The following is a 21,632-nucleotide window of genomic DNA, read 5'->3' on the forward strand; positions in this document are numbered from 1 at the left end:
ACCGCGATTGACTACCAGCGGGCAGCAACGCCGAACTGCACGATGCGAGCCTCGAGCACGGAGCTGCGAACGACGGTCGGTGCCGCCCCCGTCGAAATGCCCGTCGTGGCATTGACGGCCTGCGTCGTGGCTATGCCGGTTACGTTGGTATGGTTGAAGATGTTGTTCGCTTCAAGTAGGAACGACGTCGAGAGGCGATCAAACAGCTTCGGGAATGAGCGTGTGTAGCGTCCATCAATCTGATAGACATTTGGTGAACGCACGGTGTTTCTTCCCACAAACGCCGGCCGTGTCACACTCTGCGTTGAGGAGTCTCCATTGAGCGTCACGCCTGTCAGAACGCTTGCCTGGTCGCCCGAGCTGACATTGGCCAGCAGCGCAATCATGTTGTGATTGGCAGCCGAGTTCAGGAAGCGGTTGCTCAATGTGAATGTCGGCTCCATCACCGCTGTCAGGTTGAACGCATTCGGATGATTTACGCTGCTGTTAGCGCGGTCGCGTTTAAGATTGGTCGGATCTTCGATGCCTGAAGAGGCTGGAGCTACTTCGAACGTGTTCACCTCTGGGCCATCCGAGATCGTGTGTGACCACGTGTAGTTACCATTGATCTGGATACCGCGAGCAAGCGAACGCGTATAGTTCACAATCAGCGCATTGAAGCTTGTATTCGCGCCGGACTCGACCTGGTTGATCTGATCGAACCGAGTATCCATACGTGTATTCGCATTGACCGCCGTATCGAAGACTGGACGACCATCCGCAAGGAACCGAATCGGGTTTTTCACGTTGATGTTGTGCTGGTACATCAAATTGCGGCCACTCGTCATGATGTAGCCAACCATAAACGTATCGTAGCGGCTGAACTCATGCGAGAGCTGCATCGTTGCGTTCCAGGTGTACTCATTCTTGAACGTCGGCGAAACAGTGGTTACGTTCTGCCGTGCTCCCACACCGCTTGCGGGAATATTCGGGAATGCCAGTACACCGCTCGTAGCGCCCGCAGGCTGTGTGATCGTAAAGCTGTTGGTGCGATTCGACCCGTCAAGATTCAGCGCGTTGAACCAGAGGTTCGTTGGCGTCGCCTGGTAGAACATGCCAGCCGAAGCTTTCAAAACCGTCTTATCGTCCAGCCGGTATGTCGCGCCGAGCCGAGGTGCAAAGTTGGTATTCGGCGTGTTGAAGCGTTGTGAGTTTACGAAGGGTGCATTGGGATTAGCCTGCGGTCCCTTGAAGCGATCATAGCGGCCACCGTAAACCACCACGAGCTTCGGCGACAGCTGCCACGTGTCCTGAATGTAAGCTCCAAAAAACATCGAGGCATACCCAAGCCCGTTCTTGTCCTGCTGGCTTGCAAACTGGCTATAGCTGTAAGGATTGGTTCCATTCTTTGCTGCGAGATAATCTGCGACGCTGCGGAAGGTGTAGGTATTGAAACTCACGAGGCGCTGACGATTGATCAATTGCGCCAGACTGAATCCTCCCTTGATCGTGTGGGCTCCGCGAACATAAGTAACGTTTTCGCTTCCGCTGGGGACTTTGTCGGTGTATTGATCGCCGCCGCTGTTTGATGCGCCCAGGGCCGCGATGTTGGTGATGATAATGGCTGGATCGGTCCCGCCCTGCGGTCCGGGGAAGTGCGAGTTGTTACGGAAGGGCCAGGAGAAGCGAAGCTCGTTCAGGAGATGATCGTTGATCGTCGAGGTGAGCTGCATGCCGATCACGTGTGCGCGATCGAGGAAGTCAACTCCTGTGCTGAGAGTATTCAGCCCGCCGACCTGCGTGTTGAAAGGGAAATCGTTCTTGAAGTAGTTATACCGGATGAAAAGAGAATTCTTCTGGTTGATGGTCCAGTCACCGCGTCCCAGTACGAAGGTGCCATGGAGCAGACCGGGCGCTGCTGCAACCTGATCGGGTGGTAGCCCGAGAGCCTGAATATTCGCCGGAGTGATCGTGACTGGTGCAGGCTGCCCGCGCACCAGGTGTTCATAGGACCCGAAGAAGAACAGCTTGTCCTTGATGGCAGGACCGCCCATGTTCGCCGAGTAATCCTCCAACTCCAGGTTGGGCTTCGGTTGCGACTTGTTGGCGAAGAACGGATACGCCGTTGCGTCCTGCCAGCGACGGAGCCACTGGAACAAGCCGTGATAGTTGTTGGTGCCGCTGTTGGAGATCACGTTATAGACATTGCCCGAGGTCCACCCGAACTCCGGGGCAAAGCTGTTGGAGACCGTCTGCACCTCTTTGACGAAGATATTGCCGATCGGGAACAGACGCAGGCCAATGCGATCGCTCTGCGTGTTCACCATGCCGTCCATCTGGTAGTTGATGCGGTCCAGAAGGCCGTTGGTGTTGATCGTGCGCGGAATTCCGAGCTCCGGATTGGGGTGTCCACTGACGCCAGGCTGAAAAAGAATAAAGTTATACGGATTGCGTGAGGTCAGCGGAAGATTCTCCACCTCGCGCGAGTCCAGTGTGCGCTGCACATTCAGCGTCGAAGGGTCGATATTCGCAATCGACGCTGTCACTTCAACCTGTTCACTTGTGCTTCCCACCACCAGCGAACTGTCCAGCGTGGCCTCTTTACCTGCAGATAATGGGATTTGATCGAAATGAGCCGTGGAAAAACCTTCTTTGGTAATTGAGACGCTGTAGGTTCCCAGCGGCAGGTTGACCAACACGTAGTACCCATCCGATGTCGTCTGGATCGTTCTCGTGTAGCCCACCTCCGCGTTGGTTATCGTCACGCTGGCGCCGCCTACGGAAGCCCCGCTCACATCCGTTACGTGTCCGCGAATGGTGCCGTTGATCGACTGCGACTGACCCCATACGGGGAAAGGAGCAATCAAAACAGGGAGTGCCGCGAAAAGCGCGGCTCCGAGAATGGAGCTTCGTACACTGCGAAGAGTCGACAAGGTGTGCCTCCTGGGGCCGCCAAAAACGGATCTTTGCAATCTGGAAACGCGAGACGCTAGCTGGGATCGCGAAAGCCCGCCCTGAGACGGAAACTTAGTAAAACCTATTTAGGAAGTGATAAGGTGCCTTCACACTAGTGAAACATTGACGGACTGTCAATAAAATTCTCGTGTGCCGCCTAGTCCAGCAGGCGAGCTTCGGAGGCGGACAGGCTGAGAGAAATTGCACCGTGAAGCTGCGCCTGCGTTCCCAAAGAGCTCGACCGCACCTGCGGTTTCGCGAACTCGTTGCGAGCCAGCAGCTTCTCGGTGCTTCTACAAAGCTCGGGATGTGAGCCAACGCCGCCGCCCAGAATCACTACCTCCGGGTCCAGCGTCAGCGACATATCCACGATGCAATCCGCCAGTATCTGCGCGGCGTATTGCACGATCTGCGCAGCCAGCCGATCGCCGTCCACAGCAAGATCGAAGATCTCTGTTGCGCGCAGTTTTGCGAGCTCGCTTACGTTGGCGCCTCGCTCGCGCCCCAGCAACCTTTGCCATTCTGCTTCGATACCCAGGCCACCGATCGCACGTTCCATTTGACCTGTCGAGTGAACCTCAAGCGCCTGCCTCGGTCGTCCACTCACGGCAGCATAGCCAATCTCCCCTGCGCTCCAGTTCGCTCCATGGTGCAGCCGTCCGCGGAGAAAGATCCCCGCGCCCACGCCGGTTCCGAGCGCGATGAAGAGAAAATCCTCGACCCCGGAGGCCGATCCTCGCCAGTGCTCGCCGACCGCGGCCAGATTCGTATCGTTGTCTACCGTTGCTTCAATTCCAGTCTCGCGCTCGACCATCGTGCGCAGCGGAACATCGTTCCAGTCTTTCAGATTCGGAGCCGAAAGCACTATGCCGGAGGTGACATTCGTCACTCCCGGTGCCCCCACCGTGATGTGCAGGACCTTCTTCAGCGAGGTGGAAGCCTCCTGGCACATCCTCTTCAGTCCATCGTGAATCAAGGCGCAGACGGCCTTTGGCGCTCTCTGCCGTTCTGTAAATTGCGTAGCCCACTGCGTCACCACGCGACCGTTCAAATCCGCCAGAACCATGCGCAGCCGCGTCCCACCAATATCGACGCCTGCTACAAAGCCACGGTTGGCATTAAAGCGCAGCATCTCGGGTGGCCGTCCGCCGCTCGATTCACCATCACCAAGATTTTCTACAAGATCCAGCGATTCGAGATAAGCCACCGCGCTCGAAACCGTTGGCGCGCTCAACCCCGATAGTCGCACCAGATCGGCCTTCGAGCATGGATTGTGTTCTCGAAGAAGGCGCAGAAGTCCAAGCGCGTTCACCTGGCGAAGATGCGACGGACGCGAAGGCTGCGTCCCCGAGCCTGATGGATATTGAATTGAGGAAGTGGACTGGAATCGCATGAGGTCGTCTGTCGTGCATCATATCCTATATTTGTTAATACTCTTTACAAAGTTTAAAGTGTCTGATAATCCATTACCAGCAAAGAAAGAATCTATCCTCTCAACAGCACCGCAACCAAATAGAAGATCATCTGTAGTAAAGAGTCGTACCTCCAGGAGCCGTTCGTTCATGAGACCTGAAGTCCGTCGCGGAACCATCGCCACGATCCTTACCCTCTCCCTCTCTTTGCAGGGAGCAGCCGCTGTGGCCCAGCAGTCTGAGCCCGCTCGGTATCAGTCCGCGTACGCCCGGCCGCTCTCCGTCGATCGTGGTTCTACAGGTCTCGCGCAAACACTTCAAAAGCTTCACACCCGCGCCTCGCTGGCGATGGTCACCGCGCACCCCGACGATGAGGACGGTGGAATGCTCACCTACGAGAGCCGTGGCCAGGGCGTCGATACCACGCTGCTTACGCTCAACCGCGGCGAGGGCGGACAGAACGTGATGACAGGCGACTACTGGGATCAGCTTGGAACGCTTCGTACCCAGGAGCTTCTCGCCGCCGGAAACTACTATGGCGTTCACCAGTACTGGACGCGCGTTGCCGATTTCGGCTTCTCCAAGACCATCGAGGAGGCCCTCAAGACCTGGGGCGAAGATCGTGTCCTCTACGACGTCGTTCGCGCCATTCGGATTCAGCGGCCGCTCGTCGTCACCAGCGTCTTCGTCGGCAACGTCTCCGACGGACACGGTCATCATCAGGTCGCGGGTTACATGGCGCAGCGTGTGTACGCCATGGCGGCCGATCCCAAAGTCTTCCCCGATCAGATCAAAGCGGGCCTGCTACCCTGGTCGCCGCTCAAAGTCTACGGCCGCGTTCCCTTCGCTCGCGTCACCGACAAGGGAATCTACGACTACGCCACTGGCCGCTACGCTCCCGTGCGCTTCCGCAACTACGTCGACAACACCTGGATCGAGGGTGTTCCCTCAACGACGCTCGAGATTCCCAGCGGAAACTACAACCCCATGCTCGGCACCTCGTACATGCAGCTCTCCCGCGAGGGTCTCAACGAGCAGAAGACCCAGAACGGAGGAATTGCCGTGCCGCTTCCTCGTGCCTTCTCCACGCCGTACCATCGCTACGCCTCGCACGTGACATCCGCCGCGAAGGAGAAGACCTTCTTCGATGGCATCGATATCACGCTTGCCGGTATCGCCTCCTACGCTCCTCAGGGCGAGCAGGAGTCGTGGCGCGAAAAGCTGAACGCGCTCAATGCGACGGTCGAGTCCGCCATCAGCGGGTTCAACGCCGCCAACCCTGCAACGAGTGCACCTGCTCTGGCCAGGGGGCTGACGCAGACCAACGCGTTGCTGGAGGAAGTTGCCAAGAGCAAGCTGCCCGCCGAAGCTCGCTACAACATGACGCACGAGCTGACCGTAAAGCAGCAGCAGTTCAACCTCGCTCTCCAGCAGGCTCTTGGTCTTGCTCTGCTGGCCAACACTACCGAGGGCAGCGCCGCACCGGGACGCATGGGACCCTTCGGCGACATGTCGACGCAGGTGCCTACCTCGCAGACCGTGGTGCCGGGCGACAAGGTTGCGGTGGCGGTTCACATTGCCAACCAGGGGAGCGATCCTGTGGCTCTCAGCGCAGTCGATGTCGTCTCTGAAGCGGGAACAGGTTTTACCATCACACCCAAAGGTTCTGCCGCGCCCAAGCTCGCTGCAGGTGGAACGTGCGATCAGACCTTCGATATCACGGTTCCCCGCACCGCCGAGCTGACAAAGCCTTATTTCAGCCGGCCGAGCCTTGAGCAGTCTTACTACGACATTAACGACCTCCGTTATCTCAACCTTCCAACCCGGCCGTATCCTCTTCTTGCCACCGCAACGGTTACATACCACGATGTGGCGATTAAGTTGACCGGTGTCGTCCAAACCGTGCACCGCATCAATGGCGAAGGCCCTGTCCTCGAGCCCTTGCTGATTGCGCCGGCCATCTCGCTCTCCGTCACTCCGTATGCCGGAGTCGTTGCGCTCAACAGCGCTGCAATCGAGCTCCATGTGGAGCTGCACAGCAGCGTGAAAGGTCCAGCCAAGGGAACGGTGCGGCTCGATCTTCCCGCCGGCTGGAGGTCCACTCCCGAGGTGGCCAGCTTCGCCACCATGCGGGAAGGAGAGGATCAGAATCTGATCTTCCACGTGCAGCCGCAGCAGGTCCAGACGAAGCCTTACACCATCACCGCTGTGGCTGAGTTCAACGGAGAGAAGTTTACCCAGGGCTTCCAGACGGTCGGCTATCCCGGTCTGCGCCCCTATCCTCACTACCGCGCCGCTGCCTATCGCACCACGGGAGTGGACGTGAAGACTGCGCCGAATCTCAACATCGGTTACGTCATGGGAACCGGCGACGACGTCGCCACCTCGCTCGAGGACATCGGGATCCATCCGAACATGCTCTCTGCCGGAGAGATCGCCTCCGCCGATCTCTCTCACTACGACGCAATAATCCTCGGCATCCGCGCCTACGCCGCCCGGCCCGAGTTGAAGACGTTCAACAATCGGCTGCTCGAGTACGTTCACAACGGCGGAACCGTGGTCGTTCAATACCAGACCCAGGAGTACGACCACAACTACGGTCCCTATCCGCTCACTCTCTCCGGAGATCCGGAGAAGGTGGTGGAGGAGGACAACAAGGTTTCCATCCTTGCTCCCAACGATCCCGTGCTCAACTGGCCGAACAAGATCACGACCACGGACTTCGATCACTGGGTGGAGGAGCGCGGCCATAGCTTCATGCGCGAGTGGGATTCGCACTACATCGCTTTGACCGAGATGCACGACACCGACCAGGACCCTCAAAAGGGAGGACTGTTGTACGCGCGTTATGGCAAGGGAGCTTACGTTTATCTCTCCTACGCGTTCTATCGCCAGATGCCCGATGGAGTTCCGGGTTCTTTCCGAATCATGGCGAACCTCCTCAGCATGGGGAAGAATCCCGGCCTGGCGCTCGGCAAGGATGCCCCTCCTGCAGTTGCGGGAACTCACTAGAATTCTCTACGGCGGGTGCGGGGGTGGCCTCTCGCACCGCTATTTTTTTACGACTTGCAAGATGCAGCTGAAACTACGCGGCGCTGCGTCGGAATCGCGGGAACAAAGCCTCGCTGCCGGGTCGCAGCCGCGAGCGTGTAACGGATTAGCCGGGCGAGGATACCGCGCGGTCTGCCGGCGGCTTCGATGGATGTGACACACACGGCATGCATCGGGTAAGTTGACGCTGGGCAACCGTCCGTTGCCGCTTCGGCTGCGAGGAACGGTTAGACTTCTATACAGGTATAGACAACTTCATGGACTTGACCAATCGCACTTTTCCCCACGCCATGCTCCGCGAGATCTTTGACCAGCCTCGCGCCATCACGGAGACCCTCTCCGCCTATGCGGACGGCGCAAGCCTCCGCGAAGAGGTCTTCGTGGCTGCCCGCCAGGCTCTCGTGGGCCGCGACAGCATCCTCATCGCCGCCTCGGGTTCCAGCCGCCATGCCGGACTTGCCGGCGAGATTCTCTTCGAAGACCTGGCTGGAATCGCGGTCGACGTGGAGTATGCCAGCGAATATATCTATCGCTCTACCCAGACCCTTCACAATCCGTGCTTCGTCGTGATCTCGCAATCGGGTGAGACGGCCGACACCTCCGAGGCTCTTCGCGAGGCGATTGCACGTGGCAGCTCAACGATTGCCATCACCAACAAGCCGGAATCGTCGATGGCGAAGCTCGCCGGCTGCTCGCTTCCGACGCACGCCGGGATCGAGCGCGCCGTTCCCGCGACGAAGAGCTTTACCACGCAGCTGGCGGTGGTCTCGCTGCTTGCGCTTTACACGGCCCGGATTCGGGGCTGCATGACCCGCGCGGTGGTCGAATCTCACCTTGAGCGACTCTTCGCGGTTCCGGCCGCACTGAAGGCCGCTCTTCCGGCCTGGGAGGAGCAGGTTTCGCAGATTGCTTCCTCGCTCCGCGATGCGGAGACCTTCCTGTTCCTTGGCCGTGGCGTTCACTATCCGATCGCCCGCGAAGGCGCGCTGAAGCTCAAGGAATCGGCATACATCCAGGCCGAAGGCTATCCGACGGGAGAGCTCAAGCACGGTCCGAACGCACTGGTGAATCGCAACAACCCTCTGGTCGTGCTGGCTACGTGCGATCCGCAGGCGCCTGACTCCGTGCTCCGTTACGAGAAGACGCTGAACCTCGTCCGCGACATGCATAAGCAGGGAGCGCAGATTCTCTCGATCGTGACGGAAGGGGATACGCGGATCGCCGAGCTGAGCGATCACACGATCCAGGTTCCAGCCACGGCCGAGTACATCTCGCCGCTGTTCGAGGTGGTTCCGTTGCAGCTCCTGGCTTACTTCATGGCCATTGGGCGCGATATCGATGTGGACAATCCCCGCAACCTGGTGAAGGCAGTCGTCGAGGAGTAAATCCTGGGAGCGACGCTCGCCTCGCCACCTCGCGCGGGGGCGGGCGTCGCAGGATCCCTGCTGTGACGCGTTGGAAGCGGGTGTGCCCCTCCCCCCCCCCTATTTCCCATAAAATATTGATACTAAGGTGCTTATCGGAGGGATGTAGGCTCAAAATATTGATTCCACGTGGTTTATCTACTAAAATATTGATAAATAACGGCTTATTCCATTCGCCATAAAATCGTGCCGCGAGGTGGAGGGCATGCCTTGGCGTGTTCGACATGGTCTAGTCGGTACAAACCGCAGATCCTTCGACTCCGCTACGCTCCGCTCAGGATGACACTTTTCCTCTGCAGTCCCTCGACTCCGCTCGGATGATACTTTTCCTCTGCGGATCCCGCGACTTGGCTACGCTCCGCTCAGGATGACACTTTTCCTCTGCAGTCCCTCGACTCCGCTACGCTCCGCTCGGATGATACTTTTCCTCTATCGGTATTGGCGTCAGATGACGTTGTGTCTTCGGAGCTGGATCAATTTCGTCGTGTGAATTTCCGATTCAACGCCAGAATGGTTTTTCCTGATAGTTCTATTTTAGAAGAACCGATAAAACTAAACGGCAAATTTATGTCACTTAGAATGAGTTGGTTGAAGGGGTTTCGGGTTGACAGGTTTCCGCGTACGGACGGGATCAGGCGACGTTGAAGGTCCGGATGACCGCAACTGCGAGGATAGCCCCGATGACCGGTCCGAGGACCGGAATCCAGGCATATCCCCAGGCTGAACTTCCCTTCCCTGCTATGGGTAGAAGGGCGTGTGCGAGCCGAGGTCCGAGGTCTCGGGCCGGATTGATGGCGTAGCCGGTGGTTCCACCGAGCGAGAGTCCGATCCCCCAGACCAGCGCGCCTACCAGCAGCGGTCCCAGCCCGGGAGCGACGCCCGCCGGAGCGATGCGCTTGGAGAAGAGAGCCGTGGCCACCAGAACCAGCACAAAGGTTCCGATGATCTCGCTGAGCAGGTTCCATCCTGGAGCATAGACCGCGGGGGCGGTGGCGAAGCAGGCGAACTTGGCGTCGGGGTCTTCGGTCAACTGCCAGTGAGGCTTGTAGTGGAGCCAGACCACGGCGGCTCCGCAGAGAGCGCCCAGAATCTGCGCCGGGATGTAGGTGAAAAGGCGCTCGGCGTGGCCGGTCATCATTACGGAGGCGATGGTAAAGGCCGGATTGAGATGACCGTCCGCATCGCCCAGGGCGGCGCTGACCGCGACCCCGGCGAAGACGCCGACGGCCCATCCGGCGGTGATGGAGATCCAGCCCGCGTTGCGGGCCTTGGACTGGCTGAGCAGCGCGCCGGCGACGACACCGTTGCCGAGGACGATCAAGACGAAGGTTCCAAAGAACTCACCGACGACAGCAGACCAGTCGATCATTATTCGCCCTCATAGACATAACCGCGCGCGACAGAGGCGAAGGCCTCGAGGTCGCGAGTCTTCCACTGCTCGGTGCGGCCAAGCTCGCGCGCCAGCACCTCGGCGACTCGTGGAGCGGCCTCGATGGCAGCGCGGGCATCGAGAAACAAGGCTCGGGTTCGACGCGCCAGAACATCCTCCACGGTTCTTGCCATCTCGTGCCGGGCGGCCCAGACGGCCTCGCGCATCCGGTAGGGGAGGCGGGGATGGATGAGCTCGTCCATCCGCGGATCTTCCAGCGAAAGCCGTTCGAGGCGGGGAAGATCCGATCCGTAGACGCGATCGGACTCAACCGCTGCGGGTTCGCGCGTCCATCCATGCAGCCGCAGCGATCGGGTGCGTGAAGGCTCCTTGCGGAGCTTGCCGACTTCAGCGGCGCGGTCGATCGCATCTTCGCCCATACGGCGATAGGTGGTCCACTTGCCTCCGGTGACGGTGACGAGACCGGAGGGGCGAACCAGGATGGTGTGATCGCGGGAGAGCTTCGAGGTTGCGCCTCCGCCCTTGCGAACGAGGGGCCGGAGACCGGACCACATGCTCAGGACCTGGTCGGGACGAGGTCTCTGGCCGAGGTATCTGCCGATGTGCTCCATGAGGAAGCTGCGCTCGGAGGCCATGGCGTGAGGCTCGGGGCTGGCCCGCTCGACGGCCTCGTCGGTGGTTCCGACGACGGTTGCACCGTGCCAGGGAATGGCGAAGAGAACCCGGCCGTCGGAGGTTTTGGGGATCATCATGGCGTTCGAGGTGGGGAGAAAGGAAGGAGGCAGGACGAAGTGCGATCCCTGGCTCACCGAGAGCAGGGTTTCGCGATTGCCGTCCATGGCCAGCACCTGCTCCGTGAAGACGCCGGTGGCGTTGAGGACGGCCTTTGCCCGCAGATCGAAAGGGGTATCGGTTTCGAGATCGCGGGCATGGACTCCGACGGTCTTGCCGTTGTGCTCGATGAGCCCGGTCGCTTGCACGTAGTTGATGGCCGTTCCACCCAGCTCCTCGAAGGTTCGCATGAGGGTAATGGCGTATCTTGCGTCGTCGAACTGGCCGTCGTGATAGAGCACACCGCCGCGGAGGCCTTCGGATCGAACTCCGGGGAGCATGACGAGGGTCTCGCTGGGCGAGAGCATGCGGGAGGGCCCGAGGGAAAGCCTTCCGGAGAGCCATTCATAGACCTTGAGGCCGAGGCCGTAATAGGGAAGGTCGAAGAGGCCGAAGATGGGAACGACGAAGGAGAGATCGTGGACGATGTGGGGAGCGTTCTCAAGCATCAGGCCGCGCTCGCGCAGAGCATCTATGACCAGGGTGATGTTCATCTGCTCGAGATAGCGCACGCCTCCGTGGACGAGCTTGGTGCTGCGGCTGGAGGTTCCCTTGGCGAAGTCGGCGCGCTCGATGAGGGCGGTTCTGTAGCCACGGGAGGCGGCTTCGACGGCGGCCCCGAGGCCGGTGGCGCCGCCTCCGATGACGAGCACATCCCACTCCACCTGCTCGCCGAGTCTGCGCAAGATCTGAGAGCGATCGCTCAACCTGCGGTCTCCTCCTCGCGCGTCCACTGGCTGACGCGCTGGAGCGCACGCTTCCAGGTAGCGCGTGTTTTGCTGCGGTCGTGGGGTTCGATGGCAGGACGGAAGATGCGGTCGACCTGCCACTGGCTGGCGATGGTCTCCTTGTCGGGCCAGTATCCTACCGCGAGCCCGGCGAGATAGGCTGCGCCGAGGACGGTCGCTTCGGCGTTTTTCGGGCGCACGACTTCGATGCCAAGCACGTCGGCCTGGATCTGCATCAGGAGGTTGTTGGCGGCGGCTCCTCCATCGACGCGGAGCTGCGCGAGCGGGAGGCCGGAGTCGTTCTGCATCGCCTCGAGGACGTCGGTGGCCTGCAGGGCGATTCCTTCAAGGGCGGCTCGCGCGATGTGCGCCCGCGAGGTTCCCCGCGTGAGGCCGAGCAGCGATCCGCGAGCGTAGGGGTCCCAGTGCGGTGCGCCGAGACCGGCGAAGGCAGGGACGAGGACGACGCCGTTGGAGTTGCTGACCGTAGCGGCAAGCTGCTCCACTTCGGCAGAGCTTCGGATCATCTGCAACTCGTCGCGGAGCCACTGTACGACCGCACCGGCCACGAGCATGCTGCCTTCAAGGGCATATTCCACGGTATTGCCGATCTTCCAGGCGACGGTGGTGAGGAGCCGATTCTTCGAGGCGACGGGCGTGGTTCCGGTGTTCAGCAGCATGAAGGCGCCGGTGCCGTAGGTGCACTTCGCCATGCCGGGCGAGGTGCACATCTGGCCGAACAACGCAGCCTGCTGGTCGCCGGCGATTCCAGCGACGGGTACGCCATGAATGAGTCCGCTGGTGGTGGCGCAGACGCCGCTGGACGCGACGACCTCGGGCAGCATGGAGCGGGGAACGGCGAGCAGGTTGAGCAGCTCGTCGTCCCAGTCCATGGTGTGAATGTTGAAGAGCATGGTGCGCGAGGCGTTGGTGACGTCGGTGACATGCCTCGTGCCATTGGTGAGCTTCCAGATGAGCCAGCTGTCGACGGTACCGAAGGCAAGCCTGCCTGCCTCTGCGCGGGCGCGCGCGCCGTCGACGTTGGCAAGAATCCAGTTGACCTTGCTGCCGGAGAAGTAGGCGTCGGGGATGAGGCCGGTCTTCTGCTGGATGATCTCGCCGGAGTGGGCGCGGAGGCCGTCGCAGAACTCGGCGGTGCGACGGTCCTGCCAGACGATGGCGTTGTAGACCGGCTCCCCGGTTTCGCGGTCCCAGACGATGGTGGTTTCGCGCTGGTTGGTGATTCCGATGGCGGCGATGTCGCGGTCGGTAAGGTCGGCGTTGGCGAGTGCTGCGGTGGCCACGCCGCTTTGCGAGGACCAGATCTCGGTGGGTGAGTGCTCGACCCAGCCTGGCTGGGGGAAGATCTGCCGGAAGGGATGCTGGGCGATGGCGCGAACGGCTCCGGATGCGTCTACGATCATCGCTCGTGAACTGGTCGTTCCCTGGTCGAGGGCCAGGATGAATTGCTTTGCCGCCAAACAACCTCCTTCTTCACAACCGATGGAGTCTGCTATGAAGCCACGAGCCAATGTATAAGTTTATCGCTAACTTTGGGGTGAAAAACGAGTTGCCGAAATCGCCTCGATACGGCTATGGAGCCGGCGTCCAACCCGTCTTCACCTTGTTTGCGGCATTCTGTTCTTTCAGCCATTTGTACAGCGGGTCAAAATATTCGAGCATCGGCCCCGCGTCCAGGTGATCCTCGCCGGTCATCGCCTTCAGCGTCTCCTGCCAGGGCTTCGATTGCCCGGCCTCGAGCATTGCCTCCAGCTTCGCTCCGGCATCTTTGCTGCCGTAGAAGCTGCAGCGGTTCAACGGGCCTTTGTATCCCGAGGCATCGCACATCGCCTTGTAGAACTGGAACTGGTAGATGCGCGCGAGAAAGTAGCGAGCGTAGGGAACGTTCCCCGGAATGTGATACTTCGCGCCAGGGTCGAAGTCTGTCTCGGGTCGAGGAGTCGGCGGGGCGATACCCTGATACTTCTCGCGCAGCGCCCACCAGGCCTTGTTGTAGTCGGCTGATTTAGTCTCGCCGCTGAAGACCTGCCAGCGCCACTTGTCGATCAGCAGGCCGAAGGGAAGGAAGGCGATCTTGTCGAGCGCGGTGCGAAGCTGTAGCGGGATATCGGCCTCAACCGGAGGCACCTCGTCGATAAGCTTGAGTTTTTTCAGATAGTCCGGCGTGATCGAAAGCGCGATCGAGTCGCCGATTGCCTCGTGGAAACCATCATTCGCGCCGCCGCGGAAGATGTAAGGCTGCTTGCGATAGGCGCGCTGGTAGAAGTTGTGGCCCTCCTCGTGATGCACGGTGGTGAAGTCGTCCGCGTTGACCTTGATGCACATCTTGATACGAAGGTCCTGGTCGTTGTCCACATCCCATGCGCTGGCATGGCATACGACGTCGCGATCGCGCGGTTTGATGAACTGCGAGCGCTCCCAGAAGGTGGCGGGCAGAGGCTCGAAGCCCAGCGAGGTGAAGAAGCCCTCACCGTAGCGAGCCATCTTCTTGCCAGCTTCAAGTGGAGTGACCTGACCGATCTGCTGGTTCAGTGCGGCCTCAAGGTTATACATCTTGTAGTTGCCGGTTGGTGCTGGCGCGACGACGTCGTAGATGTTGCCCCACTCCTGCGCCCACATGTTGCCCAGCAGGTACGCGGGGATCATGCCGTCGGGCCGCTCGGCAGCGGCGCCGTATTTTTCGATCAGTTTGAAGCGAACGTAGGCGTGCAGTTCTTTGTAGAGTGGCTCAAGCTGCGCCCATGTGCGTTCGAGCTCGGCGGAGAATTGGGCCGGCGTCATATCGTAATTGGAACGCCAGAGGTCGCCTGTGTCTTTGAAGCCGAACTCCTTCGCCCCCTGGTTGGAAAGCTCCACCAGCCGCGCATACTTCTCGCGCATGGGCGGCGAGATGCGATGCCAGCCCTCCCAAAGATCCTGAAGTTCTTTGGGGTCGCGCGATTTGGCCATCAGGACGTCGATCTGGTCGATGCCGAGACAGTCCTCGCCGCTCTTGCCGGGCGGGCAGTACTTGCCCTTGCCGTACATGCCGTCGAGCGCCGTGCTTACCTGGGTCAGCTCGGCCACGAGCTTAGGGTCGGTGGGCGAACCGTTCAGCCGCAGCAGCATGAACTTCCGTGCCATGTCGGGAGGCAGCTTCATGCCGTTGAACCGGCGCGCGGCGATGACGATCTCGTTGGTCTTCGTCAGCAGCCGCTCGTTGGCCTTCGCGGCGAGAGCCTCGGTGTCGTCGGTGATGTATGTTGCCTGCACCCAACCGGCACGAGCAGCCTCATTGCCCAGCGTCAGAAGGTCGGCTTCGGCACGTTCGAGAAAGGCCTTCGCTTCGGCGACTGTGGGCGGGGTAGAGCGAGGTTGCGCAAGAGCAAACGGGCTCAGCAGGAGAGCGAGCAGAACACACGATCTCTTCATGGCGGGAGTTTACAGAAAACGGTCTCACCAACCGCAGCAAAGAGGCTGGAAAAGAGACCAGTGCGTGGTCGGACCAATTTCGTGTAAGATTCCGCTGAGCCAACAGCAGCAGAAATCTACGAAGGCATCGGGAAATCTATGAAGCAGCAGGGAAGAGGAGTCATGAACACTCGCATCTCGCTATCGCTCGCAGCCCTTCTTGTAGTTGCGGCACTACCCGCCAGCGCCAAGGTCTGCGACGTAAAGGCCTTTGGCGCCAAGGCCGACGGCGTCTTCAAGAACACCAAGGCGATACAGGCGGCGATTGACGACTGCTCGAAGGCCGGAGGCGGAACCGTCAAGCTCGCGGGAGGGACGTTTCTGTCCGGTCCGATTGTGCTGAAGAGCCATGTGACGCTCGATCTCGAGAAGGGGACGACGCTGCTGGGCTCGCCGGATCACGCGGATTATCCGGCGAAGATGGAGTTTCGCGCAGAAGGGACGCAGGCGCTGGTGAGCGCGACGAATGCCGAGAACATCGCGATTACCGGGGCGGGAACGATCGACGGCAACGGCGAGAGCTGGTGGGCGGAGGCGCGGAAGACACAAAATGCGGGAGTAGTGGGGGCGGTGAAATTTCGACCGCGGCTGGTGGTGTTCGATCACTGCAGGCATGTGCGGATGGAGGGTATGACGGTACAGAACTCGCCGAGCTGGCAGATTGTGCCGTACTACACGGACGACATGACGATCCGGAATGTTCGGATTCTTGCGCCGCAGCACTCGCCCAATACGGATGCGATCGATCCGTTCAGCTCCTCGAACATGGTGATCGACCACGTGTATGCCGATGTGGGCGATGACAATATCGCGATCAAGAGCGGAATCATCAACTCGCCGGGACCGGATGCGCCGAGCAAAAACATCACGATTACGGACTGCGAGTTCCTGCATGGGCATGGGCTTTCCATCGGCTCGGAGATTGCGGGCGGAGCGAACAACATTCACGCGGAGCGGATTCACTTCAAGGGGACCGACCAGGGGATTCGCATCAAGGCCAATCGCGACCGCGGCAACCAGGTCTTCAACATCTCCTTCAAGGACATCACGATGGAGGATGTCCGGACCTCGATCCTGATCAGCGAGTATTACCCGAAGGTTCTTCCTGAGGGCGATGTGGCTGCGGCTCCGGTGACGCGGCTGACGCCGTTCTTCCATGACATCACCATCGAGAATGTGAAGTCGGTGAAGAGCGGTACCGCTGGAGTGATCGTCGGGCTGCCGGAGTCGCCGGTAAAGAATGTGGTGTTGAAGAACATCAACATCGCTGCGGAGAAGGGCATGACCATCGCTTACGCTGAAGTGACGGGCGCGAATGTGCATCTTGTGGTTGCGAACGGGGAGGCGATGACGGTCGCTCCCAGCGCGAAGGTGGCGATCAAGTAGGCTTCAACAATCGACGGAAGGGGAGAGCGCGGCCTGGACCTCGGCCGCGCTTTTTCCTGCGATGCGAAGGACCTTGCTTCGGCTGGATGCGCCGGAGAGGAGAGCGACGCGCGATCGCGGCAGATGGAGTTGCTCGGCGACGAAGGCGATCAGCGCCTCGTTGGCGCGTCCGTCTATGGGCGGAGCGCTGAGGGCGATCTTGACGGCGCCGGCATGCGTTCCGGTTACGGCGTCTTTCTTCGCGCCGGGGTGGATGCGCACCGTGACGGTCGAGCCGTCGGGAAGGTCGCGGGCGAACTGGGCCTCGGGATTCAAATCAGAATTCATGGCGCTGCCGGATAGGTTCGCTTGCCGAAGATCGCGGTGCCGACGCGGACGCAGGTGCTGCCCTCTTCGATGGCGACGCGGAAGTCGTTCGACATGCCCATGGAGAGCTGGGTGAGCTTCGGGTGGGAGTTGAGGGCCTCGTCGCGGAGGCGGCGCAGTTGGCGGAAGTAGGGCCGCGCGGTCTCGGCGTCTTCGGACCAGGGCGGAACGGTCATCAGGCCGACGGCTTCGACGGAGGTGAGTTCGCGCAAGGAGTTGAGAAGGACGGAGAGATCTTCGGGGGCGATTCCGTGCTTCGATTCCTCGTGGCTCAGCTTCACTTCGATGAGCAGGGGAAGACGCTTGTTGCGAGTCTTTGCGGCGGCATCGAGGCGCTGGGCGATCTTGAGAGAGTCAACGGCGTCGATGGCGTCGAAGAGCTCGGCGGCCTTGTTGGTCTTGTTCGATTGCAGCGGTCCGATGAGGTGGAACGCCGCTCCTTCCAATCCCGCAACCGTGGCGAATTTCTGCTCAAATTCCTGGACGCGGTTCTCGCCAAAGAGGCGCTGACCGGCTTCGTAGGCTTCGAGAATCGCCTCGGCAGGATGTACTTTGCTGACGGCCATGAGGGTGACTTCGTGCTCGCTGCGACTGGCCCGTCGGCAGGCAGCGGCGATCTCTTCTTTCAGGGTGGCGATGTTGTCCGCGATACTCATCTCATCAGCATCTTACTTGCTGGCAACCATCAATTCCCGGAGAGAGACAAACGCATGTGGACCATCCTTCTGCTGATCGGCTCGAATATCTTTATGACCTTCGCCTGGTATGGCCATCTGAAGTACCGCGAGGTGGCGCTTTGGAAGGTCATCGTCGTGAGCTGGGGCATTGCATTCTTTGAGTACTGCCTGCAGGTTCCGGCCAATCGGATCGGCTCGAGGACGTTTACGCCGGATCAGTTGAAGGTGATGCAGGAGGTGATTACGCTGGCGGTGTTCGGAGTGTTTTCAACGTTTTATTTCGGCGACAAGCTGCACTGGAATCATGCCGTGGCCTTCTGCTGCCTGGTGGCCGGGGCGTTCTTCATGTTCCACAAGTTTTAGGAGCTGGAGCCGCTGCTAACATCGTCTTCATGTTACGCTCTGTTTTTTTGCTGCTCACTGCGCTCCCACTGGCTGCACAGACTGCGTCTGTGCCGAAGATTCAGGTGACGATCGATCAGAGATCGGCGGGCGATGGCGAACTGACGGGCAGGTTGATGGTCGCGATCTCGAAGGATTCGAAGGATTCGAAAGATGAGCCCCGGATGCAGATCGACGAGTCCTACCAGTCACAGCAGATCTTCGGGATGGATGTTACGAATGCGAAGCCGGGCACTCCTCTTGTGCTGGACGATGCAAACTCGTTCGGGTTTCCGATCCAGCATCTTCATGACCTGCCGCCCGGGGAGTATACGGTGCAGGCGGTCTTCAATCGGTACGAGAGGTTCCAGCTGGCGAATGGAAAAACGGTGCTGTTGCCGCCGGATAAAGGCGAGGGACAGCACTGGAACCTTAAGCCCGGCAACCCGATGAGCAAGCCCGTGAAGGTGAAGTGGTCGCCGGACAGCGATCTTCGCATCGAGGTGAAGGACGTCATTCCTCCGGTCGCGGCACCGGAACCGGATACGAAGTATCTTCGCCACGTTCGCATCCGGAGTGAGCTGCTCTCGCGCTTCTGGGGACGGGATATGTACCTGTCGGCGATCGTGATTCTTCCGGACGGATTCGATACGCATCCGTCCGCGCACTATCCGACGGTTGTCTATCAGGACCATTTTCATGCGAACTTTTCTGCCGTTGGGTGGAGGGAGACTCCTCCCACGCCTGAGCTGAAGGGGCGCGAGGCCTTTCGCGCGAAGTGGCAGTATGCCTTTTATGAGGCGTGGACCAATGGGACGCTTCCTCGCGTTCTGCTTATTGAGCCACAGCATGCGAATCCTTACTATGACGATTCGTACGCTGTGAACTCGGCAAATGTCGGTCCGTACGGCGATGCCATCACGCAGGAGCTGATCCCCGCGGTGGAGAAGCAGTTTCGCGGGATCGGGCAGGGATGGGCGCGGGCGACGTATGGCGGAAGCACGGGAGGATGGGAGGCGCTGGCATCGCAGGTCTTCTACCCGGAGTTCTACAACGGCACGTGGGCCCTGTGCCCCGATCCGGTTGATTTCCACGCGTACCAGGTGACGAATCTCTACGACGACGAGAACGCCTATGTGCGCAAAGGGCCGTTTGCGACGATCGAGATTCCTTCGGACCGTCGTGGGGACGGCAATATTACGGCACAGATGGCGCAGGTGAATCATTACGAGCTTGCGCTTGGAAGCCATGGTCGCTCGGGAGAGCAGTACGACATCTGGCAGGCGGTGTTTTCACCGCAGGGAGAGGATGGTTATCCTGCGCCGGTGTACGACAAGCTGACGGGCAAGGTTGATAAGAAGGTGGTCGAGTACTGGCGCGATCATTACGATCTGGATGCGATTTTGATGCGTGACTGGACGACGCTGGGACTGAAGCTCGAGGGCAAGCTGCATATTGCCGTGGGAGACAGCGACACCTACTTCCTCAACAACGCGGTGTACCTGATGCAGGAGAATCTTAAGAAGACACGTCATCCGCACTCGGACGCGACGTTTGATTTCGGTCCGCGGCAGCCGCACTGCTATACGGGAGCGCGGCCGGACTGGGATGAGAGCGAGGGAGCGGATCTGAATCAGCGAGTGCTTCCGCTGATGGCGCGTCACATGATCGAGACGGCTCCGAAGGGCGCGGATGTGGAGAGCTGGCGGTATTAGACCCGGCTCTCGTTCTTCGCGATTCGCTATGGTTTCTTCTGATCGAAGAGCGAGAGTGGTTCTGCGAACAATTCTTTCAGGAAGTCTTCGCGGTTGTTCAGGAAGTAGCGGACGATCTGAAGCGGAGCCGTCTCTTCATAGTCGATCCATCGAAGAGGAGAGCTGTCGAAGGATAGGATTTGTGCCTCGGGGTATCCGAGCAGGACTGGTGAGTGCGTGGAGATGATGAACTGCGCGTCCTTGTACTGCCTCAGGGTGTCGTGCATGAGCACGAGAAAGGCAAGCTGACGCTGCGGCGAAAGAGCAGCTTCGGGCTCGTCGAGGAGAAAGAGGCCGTTGCGGTGGAACTTGTGTTTGAGGAGGGTGAAGAAGGTTTCGCCATGGGAACGGGAGTGCAGGCTCCGGTCACCGTACCCCGAAAGTACCGGATAAACAGGAAAGCTGTAGACCTCGCTGTCGAGTTGATCGAGATGTGAGGCGGTATTAAAGAAACTTTCGGCGCGGAGGAAAAAACCTGCGCCGGTGCGCCTGTCGAAAGAGAGGCGTAAGGCACGTACCAGAGTATCGGTGGAGTGATTGTGTTCGGTCGTGTCGTGGTGGATGTTTCGGTTGCCGCCCTCTGGGCCAAACCCGTAATGCGCAGCAATCGCCTCCAGCAATGTGGATTTGCCGGTGCCGTTTTCTCCGGCGAAGAAGATCACGCGCGAGGTGATATCGATCTCGGTCAGCGAAGCAATCGTTGGCACAGAGAACGGATAGGTGTTCCAGTCTTCTACGCGATCTCGCAGCAGGGTGATCTTCTTGAGCATGGAAAAGGCCAGCCTTTGAGCGGCTGGCCCGAGAATAAATCAAAAAGGGCAGGTGAATTACCGGCCGTGTTCTTCGAGGTACTTTTCGACTTCAAGGGCGGCCATGCAGCCGGAGCCTGCGGCGGTGATCGCCTGGCGGTAGCGGCGGTCCTGGATGTCTCCGCAGGCGAAGACGCCGGGGATGATCTCGCCGTTCAGGGTGGTGAAGACGTTGTTCCTGGTCAGGATATAGCCGTCCTCGTCGAGATCCATCATTCCGGTAAAGGCCTTGGCGTTGGGCTCATGGCCGATGCCGAGGAACATGGCGGAGACGGAAAGGACGGACTCTACGCCGGTGGTCTTGTTCTTGAGACGCAGGCCCTTGACATCCTTGTCTTCGACGCCAAGCACCTCGTCGACGATCGTATTCGGGAGGAACTCGATCTGCTTGTGCGCCATGGCGCGGTCGAGCATGATTTTGGAGGCGCGGAATCGCTCACTGCGATTGATGATGGTCACCTTGGTGGCGAAGCGGGTGAGGAAGAGCGCCTCTTCCATGGCCGAGTCTCCTCCGCCGATGACGGCGATCTCCTTGCCGGAGAAGAAGAAGCCGTCGCAGGTGGCGCAGGAGCTGACTCCGTGGCCGATGAGCGCCTGCTCGCTGGGGAGATTGAGCCAGCGCGCGCTTGCTCCCGAGGCGATGATGAGGGTCCGGGTGTGGATGGTCTCCTTGCCAAGATTGAGGGCAAAGGGCCGCCTGGTAAGGTCGATGGAATTGAGGTGCGCCATCCGCAGCTCGGTGCCGAAGCGAACCGCCTGCTTCTTCATGTTCTCGATCAGCTCGGGGCCCTGGATGCCTTCCGGCCATCCGGGAAAGTTCTCGACGAGGGTGGTGATCGAAAGCTGTCCTCCCGGCTCGTGGCCCTCCAGCACCAGGGGCTTGAGGTTTGCCCTTGCCGTGTAGATGGCAGCAGTCAGGCCCGAGCATCCGGATCCCAGGATGACAGTGTCGCGTGTCGTGTTTTCGCTCATAAGCTCCCTTAGTGTAAATGCGCGGCCGGAGAAAAAGATGCATCGG

15 protein-coding genes are annotated in these 21,632 nt (G+C 59.9%); 5 read left to right on the top strand and 10 right to left on the bottom strand.

What is annotated here, in order from left to right; all coding sequences use genetic code 11:
* Positions 1-11: 11 nt before the first annotated feature.
* Together BDD14_RS16600 and BDD14_RS16605 are read right to left on the bottom strand one after the other, a co-directional pair.
* Entirely contained in the window at positions 12-2,912 is a 2,901-nt protein-coding gene (locus BDD14_RS16600; RefSeq protein WP_165420115.1) for a TonB-dependent receptor, read from the bottom strand.
* A 179-nt stretch (positions 2,913-3,091) separates the two neighbouring features.
* Positions 3,092-4,327: an ROK family transcriptional regulator gene (locus tag BDD14_RS16605; RefSeq protein WP_130419773.1), complete on the bottom strand. Its 1,236-nt coding sequence runs from the start codon at positions 4,325-4,327 to the stop codon at positions 3,092-3,094.
* Between the two features lie 169 nt (positions 4,328-4,496).
* Between BDD14_RS16605 and BDD14_RS16610 the strand changes: the two genes are divergently transcribed.
* Positions 4,497-7,358 carry a PIG-L family deacetylase gene (locus BDD14_RS16610; RefSeq protein WP_130419774.1) on the top strand — a complete coding sequence of 954 codons (2,862 nt, stop codon included), beginning with the start codon at positions 4,497-4,499 and terminating at the stop codon, positions 7,356-7,358.
* A 296-nt stretch (positions 7,359-7,654) separates the two neighbouring features.
* A complete protein-coding gene (locus BDD14_RS16615) occupies positions 7,655-8,782 on the top strand; it encodes an SIS domain-containing protein (RefSeq protein WP_130419775.1) in 1,128 nt (375 codons plus the stop codon).
* A 670-nt stretch (positions 8,783-9,452) separates the two neighbouring features.
* Here the strand turns inward: BDD14_RS16615 and BDD14_RS16620 are convergent.
* The 4 genes from BDD14_RS16620 to BDD14_RS16635 form a co-directional block, all read right to left on the bottom strand.
* Positions 9,453-10,190, bottom strand: a complete 738-nt coding sequence (locus tag BDD14_RS16620) for an MIP/aquaporin family protein (RefSeq protein WP_130419776.1) — start codon at positions 10,188-10,190, stop codon at positions 9,453-9,455.
* Complete coding sequence (locus BDD14_RS16625; protein WP_130419777.1) at positions 10,190-11,749, bottom strand: glycerol-3-phosphate dehydrogenase/oxidase; 1,560 nt, start codon at positions 11,747-11,749, stop codon at positions 10,190-10,192. The genes BDD14_RS16620 and BDD14_RS16625 overlap by 1 nt, the downstream gene beginning before the upstream one ends.
* Entirely contained in the window at positions 11,746-13,251 is a 1,506-nt protein-coding gene (glpK, locus tag BDD14_RS16630) for a glycerol kinase GlpK (RefSeq protein WP_130419778.1), read from the bottom strand. The genes BDD14_RS16625 and glpK overlap by 4 nt, the downstream gene beginning before the upstream one ends.
* 112 nt (positions 13,252-13,363) lie before the next feature.
* Positions 13,364-15,202 (bottom strand): M2 family metallopeptidase, encoded by a 1,839-nt coding sequence (locus tag BDD14_RS16635; RefSeq protein WP_130419779.1) that lies wholly within the window; start codon positions 15,200-15,202, stop codon positions 13,364-13,366.
* A gap of 162 nt (positions 15,203-15,364) precedes the next feature.
* On the opposite strand from BDD14_RS16635, the gene BDD14_RS16640 reads away from it, so the two are divergent.
* Entirely contained in the window at positions 15,365-16,627 is a 1,263-nt protein-coding gene (locus BDD14_RS16640) for a glycoside hydrolase family 28 protein (protein ID WP_165420116.1), read from the top strand.
* A gap of 3 nt (positions 16,628-16,630) precedes the next feature.
* Here BDD14_RS16640 and BDD14_RS16645 read toward each other — a convergent pair whose 3' ends face one another.
* Positions 16,631-16,954: a DUF167 domain-containing protein gene (locus BDD14_RS16645; RefSeq protein WP_130419781.1), complete on the bottom strand. Its 324-nt coding sequence runs from the start codon at positions 16,952-16,954 to the stop codon at positions 16,631-16,633.
* The gene (locus tag BDD14_RS16650) at positions 16,951-17,649 is read right to left on the bottom strand and encodes a YggS family pyridoxal phosphate-dependent enzyme (protein WP_130419782.1); all 699 of its coding nucleotides are present in this window, start codon (positions 17,647-17,649) and stop codon (positions 16,951-16,953) included. The genes BDD14_RS16645 and BDD14_RS16650 overlap by 4 nt, the downstream gene beginning before the upstream one ends.
* Positions 17,650-17,703: 54 nt before the next feature.
* On the opposite strand from BDD14_RS16650, the gene BDD14_RS16655 reads away from it, so the two are divergent.
* Complete coding sequence (locus BDD14_RS16655) at positions 17,704-18,033, top strand: DMT family protein (RefSeq protein WP_130419783.1); 330 nt, start codon at positions 17,704-17,706, stop codon at positions 18,031-18,033.
* 29 nt (positions 18,034-18,062) lie between these two features.
* Positions 18,063-19,766, top strand: a complete 1,704-nt coding sequence (locus BDD14_RS16660; RefSeq protein ID WP_130419784.1) for an alpha/beta hydrolase-fold protein — start codon at positions 18,063-18,065, stop codon at positions 19,764-19,766.
* Positions 19,767-19,792: 26 nt separating this feature from the next.
* On the opposite strand, the gene BDD14_RS16665 is transcribed toward BDD14_RS16660, so the two are convergent.
* A complete protein-coding gene (locus BDD14_RS16665; protein ID WP_130419785.1) occupies positions 19,793-20,575 on the bottom strand; it encodes an AAA family ATPase in 783 nt (260 codons plus the stop codon).
* Positions 20,576-20,632: 57 nt separating this feature from the next.
* On the bottom strand, positions 20,633-21,586 hold the full coding sequence (gene trxB, locus BDD14_RS16670; protein WP_130419786.1) for a thioredoxin-disulfide reductase: 954 nt from the start codon (positions 21,584-21,586) through the stop codon (positions 20,633-20,635).
* Positions 21,587-21,632: the final 46 nt, after the last annotated feature.

The organism is Edaphobacter modestus, assembly GCF_004217555.1.
Lineage (GTDB): Bacteria > Acidobacteriota > Terriglobia > Terriglobales > Acidobacteriaceae > Edaphobacter > Edaphobacter modestus.